This window comes from Sphingomonas sp. TZW2008, assembly GCF_002117915.1.
Taxonomy (GTDB): domain Bacteria; phylum Pseudomonadota; class Alphaproteobacteria; order Sphingomonadales; family Sphingomonadaceae; genus Sphingomonas.
This window is the reverse complement of the sequence record NZ_BDJB01000003.1, coordinates 654636-666747: the sequence shown is the minus strand read 5'-3', so window position 1 is coordinate 666747 and position 12112 is coordinate 654636. Positions and strand designations below refer to the sequence as shown.

Below are 12112 nucleotides of genomic sequence, written 5' to 3'. Positions count from 1 at the left end.
CCGCGGACGAACCAGCGCTCGTCCATGCCGTTGAGCTGGATCTGCGCGTTGACCTGCTCGTAGCCCTGGATGCGATTGATCCGGCCGTTGAAGATGTTGCCGAAGCTTTCGCCGGTGTAGGTCAGGTCGGCGCGGGGCACGAGGCTCATGCCGTTGGCGAAGTCGAACGTCTTCTGCACGCCGGCGGAGAATTTCACCACCGGTGCCTGTGGCAGTTCGTTGCCCTTCAGGCTGACACCGATACCCTCCAGCACGCTGATCGCGCCCGCCGTGCCGGACGACGCGCCGGTCAGTACCGAGCAGAGGCCGAACGCGCCCGTCGCCGCGCCGAGATTGGCGTCGGTCGGGAAGGCCGCCGGCCCGCGCAGCCCGAGCGCCGCGTTGACGCCGGCGACGAATGCCTGCGCCGTCGCCGCGCCGCCGGTGTTGGCGCGAACCACGCAGTTCGAACCGTTGCCGATGTCCTTGATGATGACGGTGTTCGGGTTGCCGCCCGATACGTCGCGCTGGTTGATGAACGGCGCGTCCGAGGTGACTTCGGTATTGAGATAGCTCGCGCCGAAGTTGATCACCCAGCCCGGGCCCGGCCGCACCACCGATTCGAGCTCGACGCCCCAGATGTCGGCATCGATATTGTCGTTGATCGAAGTGCGCGCGACGATGCGGCTGAGCTGCAGCCCCTTATACTTGTAGTAGAAGCCGGTGAGATTGAGCGTCAGCTTGCCGTCGGCGAAGGTGTTCTTTGATCCGATCTCGAACGCGTTGATGATTTCGGGCTGGAACGCGTCGGGCACCGTCAACCCCGGCACCTGCACCGGCGGGTTGAAGCCGCCCGACTTGTAGCCGCGCGAGTAGGAGGCATAGAGCAAATTATTGTCGGTGATCTTGAAGTCGAGTACTGCGCGGCCAGTGATCTCGTCGAACGTCTTGTTGCGCACGGCATAGGGCTGGATACCGGCGATGACGGGGTCGGCGTCGTACAGCGCGGCGCGCGGCGCGTCGAACGCGCTGCCCGTCTGCGTGTATGGCACCGGGAAGCTCGCCAGTGTCGAGCGCGAGCGGACGAACTTCTTGTCGTTGTTGTAACGCGCACCCAGCGTCAGCTTGAGCGTGTCGGTGAAGTCGAAATAGGTTTCGCCGAAGATGCCGTAGGACTTCAGGCGGAACAGATCGGTGTTGCTGCGGAAGAACGGCGTCGCCGAGAATTCCGGCGCGCGGCCGGCGCCCAGCGCGCCGAACGTGCCGAGGATGCCGGTGACATAGTCGATCGCGAAGGCGTTGACGTAATAGTCACCGTCGCGGACCTTGGCGTCGACGTAGATGCCGCCGAGCAGGAAGTTGAACATGCCGTCGAAATCCGACGAGATGATCGCTTCGGCCGACCAGTCGCGCGTCCGCTGCACCGACCGGTCATAGGCATTGGGGACCGGCCCGCAGCGGCTAAAACCGCCATAGACGCCGAGGCCCGATTTCTCGGGCAGCGACGTGCACAGATCGCCCTGCGGCCCGTTGGGGATCAGCGCGCGCGCGATCGGTTGGAAATACGCCGCCGGCAGCCCGGGCACGCCGCCCGCCGCGGCCGCCGCCAGCGTGTTGAGCGTCGGCTGGATTAGCGAGCGGTTGCTGACGCCAAGGTTGTAGTCTTGCGATGAATCGACCGTCGTCTCGTGGTAGAAACCGGTCAGCTGTGCCTTGATCGGCCCGAAATTATGCTCGAGCCGTCCCTGCACCGTCAGTTCGTCGGTCTTGTAGGTCGGGTTGAACGCGGTGAACACCTCGCGCGGATCGGTGAGGATCGGGTTCCCGGCATAGCCATCCTGGCCGTACAGGCTGCCGAGGCCGAATGCGTTGCCCAGTGCCGGATTGGCGAAGGCGATCGACAGGAATTCGCGGCTGCCCAGCGTGCCGGTGAAGGTTGAGTTGGTATTGGTACGCCCCGCGTCGCGGCGATTGTTAAGGCAGCCGAGCACGCCGGTCGGATCGGTCTGGCACAGCTGCTTCTGGATGCGCAGGCGATCGTCGTCTTCCTTGAAGTACGACACGAGGACGTCGACGGTGGTGTCGACCGACGGCTCCCAACGGATCGAGCCACGCACCGAATACATATCGCGGCCGTCGATGCTGGTATTGTCGAAGAGATTGCGCGTGTAGCCGTCGCGATTGAGGTAGAAGCCCGCGAGGCGCACGGCGAGCGTCTCGCCCAACGGCACGTTGATCATCGCTTTGGCGCGGATCGAATCGTAGTTGCCGTATTCCGCCTCGGCCGAGGCGGCGAACTTGTCGGTGCGTGGCTTGGCGCTGATGAAGTTGACCACGCCCGACGATGCCGAGCGGCCGAACAGCGTGCCCTGCGGGCCGCGCAGCACCTCGACGCGCTCGAGATCGAAATATTCGGTCTCGAAGATGCGTGTGGCGAGCAGCGGCGAGCCGTTGAGGTGGATCGCGGTCGCGGCGTCGCACGAGATGCCGACGCACAGGTCGCCGATACCGCGGATGGTGAAGCTCGCACCCGAGAAATTGCCCTTGGAGAAGGTGACGTTGGGCAGCGTCAGCTGGAGGTCGGACGCGTTGTCGATCTGCTGCGCCTCGAGTGCGGCGGCGGAGAAGGCGCTGACCGCGATCGGCACTTCCTGCAGTGTCTGCGCCTGGCGCTGCGCGGTGACGACGATGTCGGCGCCGTAGCCGGTGCTCGAAGCGTCGCTGCCCGTACCTCCTGTCGCGCCCGTGCCCTGCGCCGGTGCCGCGCCCTGCGTCACCGTGGCATCTGCGGGCGCGTTCTGCGCCAGCGCCGCCCCCGGCAGCAGCGCGACCAACGCCATGGCGGTCGCGCCGAACAATTCGATCTTACGCATCGACATCCTCCCCTAAGGCCCGCGCCGGCTTGAGCCGGTCTACGGTTCATTCGTTATGCCAATTAAAACTGCGCCTGAAAATTTCGTGCGTCAAGTTGTTCGCGCAACGATGTTGCACAGTGAAACGGTCGTGTTTTCCGGAGCCTAGTTGAAAACCACTCGTTTGTGCGATGCGGCAGAGATGAAATTAAATTTGCAATTGAAAACACGATAAACTGTGAACGAACATTCCTTCTCATCGCGACTAGATAATGACGTTGCCGTGAGGCAGCAGCGTTGACCTACCCGGAGAAGCCCTTTGAATACCGCGGATGAGTAAACGGTCTTACTATACTATGTTATGCACGATCGCTGCCCGATCGGCCACGCTTGGGCCCGCCGGTCAAAGATCATCGCTGCCGATCGGCATGCCCGGCGGGATTTCGGGAGCCGCGTTCTCCCGTGCGAGTTCATCGCGCAGCGCGTCGCGATCGAGCAGCAGCCGCGCGGTCGCGGCGGCGTATCGCTCGTCCTTGCTGCGCCGCACCTGCGCCTGCGCCCAGTCGGTGACCGCTGCGTCGATCATGCCTGCGGCGAGCGTGCCCGTCGCCGGATCGCGCGCGGCCTTCGCCAGGCTCAGCAGGATACGCCGTCCGACCACCTGCCGTACCGCGTCCGTGCGCGGCGTCGCGGCGCGATTCGATGCGATCGCGATCAGCCGTGCGGCAAGCTCGGCGGGGCCGGGCACGCTTGAATCACGCCGGTGCTGATCGGCGATGCGGGCGAGCCGCGCGGGGGCGAGCAGTGCACCCAACGTCACCTGCGCGGCGACGTCGGCCGCGACGAGCGGGTCGAACACCGTGCCCCCCGCGGTGCGCATCACCTCGATATCGAACTGGCGGTCGTTGTCGCCCGACCAACCCGCCGACAGCGCGGGGATCAGCGCCTCGGGCACGTCGAGCGCGGCGGGATCAAGCGTCGCGAGCAGCGCGTCGAGCGCTGTCGCCTGCGCTGATCCGGGCACCGCCGCCGCCGCGCCGTGCCCGTCACCGGCCATCGCATATTCGGACTGCACCCCGCCGACGAGCTTCGCCGCCGCCTCCACCTGATAGCGGTGCAGCAGCCAGATTGGCACGAACTTGCGCCGGAGGTTCGCCGCCGGCTCGTCCGCGGCAAGCGCGCCCGGCCCGAACCGCGCGATCGCGGCGGCACGCACCTGCATCATCCGCGCGAGTTCGGCGGCGGGATCGGCGCCGTCGTCCCACAGGCTGCCCCAGGGCTGCGCACTCGGCGCGGCGCGCGCGTTCTCGTCCGCGACGAAGCGCAGCCCGCGCGCCTGCGCCGCGGCGGCCTTGGTGCGCGCCGCGGCGTCGGGATCAGCCCCCGCCGGATCGCCGTACAGCCAGTCGATCGCATAGGCGTCCCACGCGCCAAGCCCCACGCCATAAGCGTCCGACAGATCAGGCGCGCCGTCGACCAGCCCGATGCGCGGGGCGGGATAATCCATCACCGATGCGCGATCCTGCGTGCTGCCCGCGAAATTATGGAGAAGGCCGAGCGCGTGACCCACTTCGTGCGCGGCGAGCTGGCGGATGCGCGCGAGTGCGACCTGCGCGGGATCGTTCGGGCCGCCGCTACCGGTCTTCGCCGCGCCGACCAACCCCTCGTAGATAAGCATGTCTTGTCGCACGCGCAGTGAGCCGAGCAGCACCGCGCCCTTCAGGATCTCGCCGGTGCGCGGATCGGTGACGGCATAACCGTACGACCAGCCGCGCGTCGCGCGATTGACCCAGTTGACGACGTTGTAGCGCATGTCGAGCGGGTCGGCGTCGTCGGGCAGGATCTCGACGCGATAGGCATCGATATAGCCCGCGGCGTCGAACGCCTGCTTCCACCACGACGCGCCTTCTTGCAGCGCCGTGCGGATCGGCTCAGGCGCGGCATTGTCGATGTAGAAGACGATTGGCTTGGTGACGCGCGATCGCGCGGCCGCGGGATCGGTCTTCTCCAGCCGGAAGCGATTGGCAAGGTTGCGGACGATCTGCCGCCCGAGCGGCGCGCCAAAATCGAGGATTTGCGTCGAGAAGCTGCCGCCGCGCGGATCGAACGCGCGCGGCACGTAGCCGCCGGCGGGAAGGGCGACGAAGCTGTGCCGCACCACCAAAGTGAACTGGCGCGGATCGGGCGCGATGTTGCGCACCTCCGCGCCGGGCGTGTCGCTGGCAAAGGTTTGCCGCGCCTCGAACTCGAGGTTGAGCGGGAATGCCTTCACCGCATTGACGTCCGCAGCGCTCAGCTCGCCGACGAGCTTCCAGCCCTTCTCGCCGCCGGCCTTAAGCTGGTCGGCGATCCCCTTGGTATCGCGCGCGAGGAAGGGCGCAATGTCGACCAGCAGGCGGCCGTCGGCGGCGGGGATCGCGTCGCCCAGCCACAGCGTCGAGGTTGCAAAGGCGTCGCTAGCTGCCGCGGCCTCGGCGGCCGACGCGCCCGTCGCGCGGAAACGTGGATTTTCCAGCTCGAACGCCACCTTCTTGCCCAGCCGGCGGACGAGCAGCATCTGCGCCGGCCCGGGCTGCGCGCGATCGAGCCCGATCGGCGCCGAGCCGAGCCCGGTGCGCAGCGCAGTAGTGTAGAGCATCCGCGTCACCACGCCGTCCTTGCCCGCCGGCGGCAGCGACAGCAGGATGCGCCCGTCGGCGCGATCGACGTGCACCGGCACCAGCCCGTCGAGCCGCTCGGTGCCTGCCAGCGGATCCTTCGCCGCTTGCGCGGTCGCGACCGGCGCGATGGCCAGCGCCACCCCTAGCAGCAGCGTCGATCGGATTATCATGGCGTCGTTTCCCCCGAGAAGTGCGGACGACCGTAGAAACGTGTGCCGCGCTTGCAAATGCCTTTGCGCGAGGCCGCGGGGAGCTGCGGCGAAGGGGGCTAGGCCTGTTCGCGCTCCGCCAGCAGCGCGCTCGCCGGGCGCTGGCGCAGCGCCACCACCAGAACGCCGGCAAGCGCCAGAACCGCGCCCGCCACCATCCGCGCGTCGAGCCGGTCGCTCGTCAGCATCACGCCGAACGCGATCGTGAATATCGGCGTCATCAGCGTCAGCGGCGCGAGGAGATTGGCCTCGTAGCGCTGGATCAACCCATAGTAGCTCGTGTGCCCAAGCACCGAGACGACGAGCGCGGCAAACAGCACCGCGCCGACGAACGGCCAGCCGACCGCCGCCGCGCTTCCCCACTGGTTATGTTCGAACGCGGCGGAGGCGAGCGCGAGCGGCACGAACGAAACCAGCCCGACCCACGCCTGGAAGCGCAGCGGCTTCACGTCCTCCACCTGCTTCATCAGCACGGCGCCGAGCGATCCGGTGAACGCCGCGCCGACGACGAACCACAGCCCGGTCGACAGGGCGATACCGTCGGGGTTCCACACCACCAGCAGCACGCCGGCCAGCGTCAGCGCGATGCCAAGGGCGCGGCGCCAGTGGATCCGCTCGCCCAGCACCACGATCGACAGCAGCGTCGTGAACGGCACGCCGATCTGGATCACCACCGCCGCCGCCGACGGGCTGGCGCTCTGCAACCCGATGAACAGCAGTGCGAAATTGCCCGCACCCATCAGGATGCCGATCGCGACGATCCGCCAGCGCGGGCGCGGCATCGGCAGCAGCCACGGCAGCGTCGCCGCGATGACGATGGCGAAGCGGATCGCGGCGAAGAACAGCGGCGGCACCGCCCACTGCCCGACGACGATCTTGCTCAGCACGTTGCTATAGCCCCATACGAGGCACACCAGCACCAAGAGCAGGAAATCGCGGAGCTTCATCGTGGGGGCGCCGTGGCAGAGACGAGCGCGAGACGCCACCCATGGCCAGAAAGAAGCGATACCTGACGGCGACAATGCCCGACGGCTACACCAAGACGATCGGGCCGACCGCGGCGCCGTTCACGCATTACTGGCGGATCGTCGCCGAGTTGGCGAACGGCCGCACCGAGGTGTTTTGGGGGCATGAGAAATCGCTGAAGGATGCGCAGGCGAAGGACGCGGCGACACGCGACGCCGCCCGTCAGCGCGGCTGGACGCGCTACGTTTTCGAAATCGCGCCGCTGGTCGAGACCGCCGCGTGAGCCGGAGCCGCGATCCCGTCCCGCTCGGCTATTACGCATGGATCGTGCTGTTCGCGCTGTGGTGGCTGGTCGGCTACGTTATGGGCGAGCGCGGCGGCTGACAAACAGGACGCCTATCAGCCCGCGCCGAAGAACTTCCCCTTTCGCCGGCTGGTGAGGTGGAAGTGCCCGCAGCGATCGCAACGATACGATCGCAAGCTGCCGTCCCACGTCGCTGCCGCCAGCGCCACGTCAGCGCTGGGGTAGCGCGCCTTGCGCCGGCAGGTGCTCAGCTTGCTGCGCATTGGCTATGCGCCGGTGACGAGGGAAGCGGGCTTGATCATGCAACCGTCCGCCGCCCCCCGCTGTTCTCGCCTGCGTATCGGGAGACGCACGTGGGCAACATCAAGGGCATCGAACATATCGGCATCACCGTGCCGCAGATCGAACAGGCGGAGGAATTCTTCAAGGCGGCGTTTGGCGCCGAGACGCTGTACGCGTTGATCGAGAAGGGCGGCAAGCCGCAGGTCGGCGAGGAGATGCACGGGAAGAACGGGCTCGAGCCCGGTGCGCGGATCATCGCGATGCGGATGATGCGCATCGCCGACGGCGCGAATGTCGAGCTGTTCGAGGTCGACGGCGTGCATGGTTCCACTCCCGACGGCCCGACGCGCATGGGGCTGCACCATTTCGCGCTCTACGTCGACGATCTCGGCGCCGCGGCAGAGCGTTTTCGCCAAGCGGGCGGCACGATGCTCGACGGGCCGATTGATCTCGGCGGCAAGGAGAAGGGGCCTGGTAACCAATGCTGGTTCGGCAACACGCCGTGGGGGCTGCACGTCGAATTCGTCCATTTGCCCGCCCCGATTGCGCTCGACGATCCCGATCGCACCGGCCCGCGCTGGATGCCCGCCGGCGTCTGACGTGCCGGTCCGGCGCTGAATAGCGCCGGGTGGACAGGCGGGCTGGGGCGCTCTATCGCGCGCGGCGTCGCGTGCGCCTCTTACGGGTTTCCGGCCGCCGCATCTTCAACAGAGCCCGCAAGATCAGGAGCCAGGCCATATGGCATGGGTCATCCTCGGCGTTGCCGTCGTCACCGAAATCATCTGGGCGCTGAGCCTCAAATGGGCCGCGATGCAGGGGACGCTGCTCGCCTCGGCGGTGCCGATCACGCTCAGCTTCGTCAACATGGGGCTGCTCGCGCTCGCGATGCGCGGGCTGTCGGCGGGTACCGCTTATGCGGTGTGGACCGGGCTCGGCGCGGTCGGCGTCACCATCTTCGGCGCGGTGATCTTCGGCGAGCGGCTGGCACCGATCCAGATCGGCTTCATCGCGCTGATCATCGTCGGCGTCGTCGGCACCAAGTTCTTCGCGCCCGCCTGACCGTTCAGTCGATCTTCGCCCATGCGGCTTTGCCGATCGCGTCGTAGCGGCGCATCGCCGCGATCATCGCCGCGCGCAGATCGGTGTCGATCATCGCAGCGGGCAGCAGCGGATCGCGGTTGATCGCGCGGATCACCGCCTGGCCGAGCAGCAGCGTCTCGCGCGCCGCCGCCTCCGGCGACAGCGCGGGGAGGCGCGCCTCGCTCGTCGCTATTTCGGCGATCCAGTGGCGATAGCCGCACTCGATCGCGGCGGCCGGCCACAAGTTGCGCCACGCCGCATTGTCTGCCGCCGCGGCACTCGCGTTGCCGAGGATCGTCGCCCCGTCATCGAGCCCCAGTGCCACCAGTCGTGCAGCGATCGCGTCGCGCGATGCGGCGAGATTATCGGGGCGCACCCACGCGCCCCAGTCGGTCCGTGCCAGCCCCTGCAACGCGAGCGCGCGCTCGCGCTGTCGCAGCCGGCGCTTGTCGGTCCGCCCGAGATGATCGGTCACCACCACCAGCCACCCGCCGTGCCAGTCGCGCACCCGGGTCTCCGCCGTGCGCCAACCGCGCGCGAGATCGTTCAGCGCGACCCCCGTCGTGCCGATCGCATAGACGCCGCGCTCGACCTGGCGCACGCGCCCCTCGCGCACCAGCCGCGCCAGCGCCATGCGCACCGCCGCGGCATCCGCGCCGACGATCCCCGCGCGCCGCACCAGCGCACCGACGCGCATCGTCGCCCCGCCGCTGGTCGACAAAAAGGCAAGAACCAGCGCCCGCGCGGTCGGTACCTCATGCCAGTCTTGTAACTCGAATTGACTCAGAGCGGCGCTCGCTGTTACATGATGATCGAACCGAGGGCCTATAGCATGACCGCCGCACGCTTCACCGATGTCTTGTCGCGCGACGAGCTCGCCGCGCTGACGCGCGCGTCCGACTGGCGCGGGGCCTGGACGGTGGCGGTCAACTGGGCGCTGATCGCCGGTGCCTTCGGGCTTGTGGCGGCGTGGCCCAATCCGCTGACGATCGTGCTCGCGATCCTGGTGCTGGCGGGGCGGCAGCTCGGACTCGGCATCATCGTCCACGACTGCGCGCACCACGCGCTGTTCCGCTCGCGCCGTCTCAACGAGCGTGTCGGCCAGTGGCTCGCGGGGGTGCCGATGAACACCTCGCTTGCAAAGTATCGCAGCTACCACCTCAAGCACCATCAATACGCCGGCACGCCGCGCGATCCCGACATCGGCTTCGTCAAGAGTTACCCGGTCGAGCGCGTGTCGCTGCGGCGCAAATTCGTCCGCGATCTGACGGGACGCACCGGCATCCGCGACCTGCGCCAGTCGCTCGCGCGGTTCAGCTGGCGCGAGCAGGGGCCGTGGGTCGGTTTCCACCTCGCATTGTTCGGCGTGCTCGCCGCGGCGGGCGCGGCCTGGACCTACGCCTTGTGGTGGGTCGCCTATCTGTTCGTCTATCCCGCGATCGTCCGGCTGCGGCAGATCGGCGAGCACGGTGTCGCGGCGGACCGCGGCGAGCTCGACCCACGGCGCAACACCTCGACGACGCTTGCGCGCTGGTGGGAGCGGCTGTTCGTCGCGCCCAACCACGTCCATTACCATCTGGAGCATCACATGGCGGCGACGGTGCCGCCGTATCGCCTCGCCGCCATGCACCGGCTGCTCAAGGCGCGTGGCTTCTACGACGGGCATGATTGCGTGCGGCGGGGCTATGGCGACGTGCTGCGCCGTGCGGTGCGCGCCTGACGCGCGGGTGCGCCTGATTTGAGGGGGGCCTAGTCGGCGCGCCCGCCCGGCCGCCGCGTGATCTTCTTGATCACGCCCGAGAAGCTCATCACCGGCTCACCTGCATCGTCGATTAAACCGCGTACGAAAATGAGGCTGCGTCCCGCCTTGGTCACCTCGCCGCGCGCCGTCAGCAGGTGATCGGGGCGGGCGGCCCCGACGAATTCGGCGTTGAGCGTCGCCGTCACGCCGTAGAATTCTGGCAGCGCGGCGGACGCGATCATGAACAGCGAGAAATCGGCAAAGGTCAGCAGCGCGCCGCCGTGGACGTTGCCGCCCCCGTTGCGGTTCTTCGCTTCCGGCCGGAAGCCGCACTCGATCGCCCCGTCGGCCGTGTAGCGCGCGAAGAACGGCCCGGTATGGTCTTCGAACGGGTCGGTGCCCGGCCAGCGCAGCCAGTCCTGCCACGGTCCATCATTAACCGGCACCAGCCGGACGCCCGGCGTCGTCGTCGTATCCAAGTGCTTTCCCCCTTATCCGTCTAGCGCGCGGGCGAGCCGACATGCGGCAGCGTCGCCTCGTCGGCGCGCGGCATGCGACCGAACAGCGCGCGATCCTCCGGCCCGAATGCCCAGCGCCACAGGATGAGGAGGTACGTCGCCGCGATCGCCGGAATGCCGATCACGATCTCCGCCCATTCGAAGCGCTGCGGCAGCGCGGTGAACGCCGCGCCGACCGCGAGCGCCGCCAGCGTCGCCCACAATAGCGGCCAGCGCAGCGGCGAGACGGGCGCGGCCAGGATGCGCTTCAGCAGCCAAACCTTGATCGCCGACGTCAGCCCGACGCTGATCATCAGCGCCACCGCCGGCCCCGCCGCCTGGAACGCGGGCGGCCAGCCCAGACCACGCATCGCGCCGATCAGCGCGAAGCTCAGCACCACCTGGAAACCCAGCATCACCGCCGAGATCATCAGGTTGCGGTGCCGCGCGGTATAGACCAGCGCGGTCTCGCAAACCGCGCCGGTCGACGCGAGCACCTCTGCGGTCAGCAGGAAGACGAGCGCGGCGGTACCGGCGACGAATTGCGGGCCGACGATCCCCATCACCGCCTCGCCCGGGATCGATCCCATCAGCGTCAGGCAGCCCTGCGCGGCGACGATCCAAAACGCCACCTGCCGCACCTGCCGTGCGATCGCGGGCAGATCGTTCGCGGCAAGGCTCTTGGTGATGACGGGGCCGAGTATCGGATCGAACGACGTCTTCAATTTCTGCGGCAGGCTCGCGACCTGCTGCGCCATGTAATAGATGCCGACCACCTTGGGTTCGAACATCACGCCCAGGATGAAGCGGTCGACGTTGCGCGTGCCCCATTCGAGCGCGTCGGCGCCGGCGAGCGGCACGTTGTCGCGGATCAGCGTCAGCAACTCGGTGAAGTGCGGCTGCCAGCCGCGCGGCACGCCGTAACTGCGCACCAGCGGCACGATCGACGCGATCAGCGCCGCGATCATCGAGGCGACGTAGCTCAGCACCAGCCCGTCGCGCGTGGTAAAGAAGGAGAAGACCCATGCCGCGATCGAGATCGTCCACGGCTCAACCACCGCGCGCGCCGTCACCGCCGCTTTCACATTGTGGCGATAGGCGAGCGCGGCGAGGCTGACGTCGGACCAGGCGACCGCGAGGATGATCAGCGGCAGCCAACGGTCGAGCCCGACGATCGGCGTGTTGGGATACATCACCTGCGGGAACAGCCACAGCACCGCGCTGGCGATCAGCGACAGGATCGCCGCCACCATCAGCGCGTCGCACACGACGTGCGCGTGCGGCCGCTCGGTGCGGCTCAGCGCCTGCGCCAGCCCGCGCTTCAGGCCCAGCGTCGCGACCAGTGCGGCGAGCTCCACCACGACCACCGCGATCGCGAACCGCCCGACGAGATCGGGGCCGTAGAGCCGCCCGGCGATGAACAGGAACGGGATGCGCGCCGCGAGCCGCAGGATGAAGCCTGCAACGTTCGTCCGCCCCCCCTTGGCGAGCTGCGCGATATCCTGCGACGTCTCGGTCACCGACGCGGCCTTCCGGCCACGG

General features: G+C 68.0%; 10 protein-coding genes. 4 read left to right on the top strand and 6 right to left on the bottom strand.

Translation table 11 applies throughout. The features are described 5' to 3' along the window. The 3 genes from B7L05_RS04795 to B7L05_RS04785 form a co-directional block, all read right to left on the bottom strand. A partial coding sequence (locus B7L05_RS04795) for a TonB-dependent receptor (protein ID WP_256926601.1) occupies window positions 1-2852 on the bottom strand: 2852 nt, incomplete at its 3' end. A 382-nt stretch (window positions 2853-3234) separates the two neighbouring features. After that, window positions 3235-5661 carry a zinc-dependent metalloprotease gene (locus B7L05_RS04790; RefSeq protein WP_085809039.1) on the bottom strand — a complete coding sequence of 809 codons (2427 nt, stop codon included), beginning with the start codon at window positions 5659-5661 and terminating at the stop codon, window positions 3235-3237. A 98-nt stretch (window positions 5662-5759) separates the two neighbouring features. Continuing rightward, complete coding sequence (locus tag B7L05_RS04785; protein WP_085809038.1) at window positions 5760-6647, bottom strand: DMT family transporter; 888 nt, start codon at window positions 6645-6647, stop codon at window positions 5760-5762. A 41-nt stretch (window positions 6648-6688) separates the two neighbouring features. Here B7L05_RS04785 and B7L05_RS04780 point away from each other — a divergent pair, with 41 nt between their 5' ends. The 3 genes from B7L05_RS04780 (at window position 6689) to B7L05_RS04770 (ending at window position 8311) form a co-directional block, all read left to right on the top strand. Beyond that, a complete protein-coding gene (locus B7L05_RS04780) occupies window positions 6689-6949 on the top strand; it encodes a hypothetical protein (protein ID WP_085809037.1) in 261 nt (86 codons plus the stop codon). Between the two features lie 374 nt (window positions 6950-7323). Continuing rightward, window positions 7324-7851, top strand: a complete 528-nt coding sequence (locus B7L05_RS04775) for a VOC family protein (protein ID WP_179187117.1) — start codon at window positions 7324-7326, stop codon at window positions 7849-7851. Between the two features lie 139 nt (window positions 7852-7990). Continuing rightward, window positions 7991-8311, top strand: coding sequence for a multidrug efflux SMR transporter (locus B7L05_RS04770; protein ID WP_085809035.1), 321 nt, complete (start codon window positions 7991-7993; stop codon window positions 8309-8311). A gap of 4 nt (window positions 8312-8315) precedes the next feature. Here B7L05_RS04770 and B7L05_RS04765 read toward each other — a convergent pair whose 3' ends face one another. Continuing rightward, window positions 8316-9029 carry a hypothetical protein gene (locus tag B7L05_RS04765; RefSeq protein ID WP_144037124.1) on the bottom strand — a complete coding sequence of 238 codons (714 nt, stop codon included), beginning with the start codon at window positions 9027-9029 and terminating at the stop codon, window positions 8316-8318. 135 nt (window positions 9030-9164) lie between these two features. On the opposite strand from B7L05_RS04765, the gene B7L05_RS04760 reads away from it, so the two are divergent. Continuing rightward, window positions 9165-10052, top strand: coding sequence for a fatty acid desaturase family protein (locus tag B7L05_RS04760; protein WP_085809033.1), 888 nt, complete (start codon window positions 9165-9167; stop codon window positions 10050-10052). 29 nt (window positions 10053-10081) lie between these two features. On the opposite strand, the gene B7L05_RS04755 is transcribed toward B7L05_RS04760, so the two are convergent. Continuing rightward, window positions 10082-10552: a PaaI family thioesterase gene (locus tag B7L05_RS04755; protein WP_085809032.1), complete on the bottom strand. Its 471-nt coding sequence runs from the start codon at window positions 10550-10552 to the stop codon at window positions 10082-10084. Window positions 10553-10572: 20 nt separating this feature from the next. Further along, window positions 10573-12090 (bottom strand): lipopolysaccharide biosynthesis protein, encoded by a 1518-nt coding sequence (locus B7L05_RS04750; protein ID WP_085809031.1) that lies wholly within the window; start codon window positions 12088-12090, stop codon window positions 10573-10575. Window positions 12091-12112 lie beyond the last annotated feature (22 nt).

Excerpts from the sequence above, each read along its gene's own strand:
- B7L05_RS04760 (WP_085809033.1), top strand. The coding sequence starts at position 9,165 with ATGACCGCCGCACGCTTCACCGATGTCTTGTCGCGCGACGAGCTCGCC.
- B7L05_RS04790 (WP_085809039.1), bottom strand. The coding sequence starts at position 5,661 with ATGATAATCCGATCGACGCTGCTGCTAGGGGTGGCGCTGGCCATCGCG.
- B7L05_RS04765 (WP_144037124.1), bottom strand. The coding sequence starts at position 9,029 with ATGCGCGTCGGTGCGCTGGTGCGGCGCGCGGGGATCGTCGGCGCGGAT.
- B7L05_RS04785 (WP_085809038.1), bottom strand. The coding sequence starts at position 6,647 with ATGAAGCTCCGCGATTTCCTGCTCTTGGTGCTGGTGTGCCTCGTATGG.
- B7L05_RS04770 (WP_085809035.1), top strand. The coding sequence starts at position 7,991 with ATGGCATGGGTCATCCTCGGCGTTGCCGTCGTCACCGAAATCATCTGG.
- B7L05_RS04780 (WP_085809037.1), top strand. The coding sequence starts at position 6,689 with ATGGCCAGAAAGAAGCGATACCTGACGGCGACAATGCCCGACGGCTAC.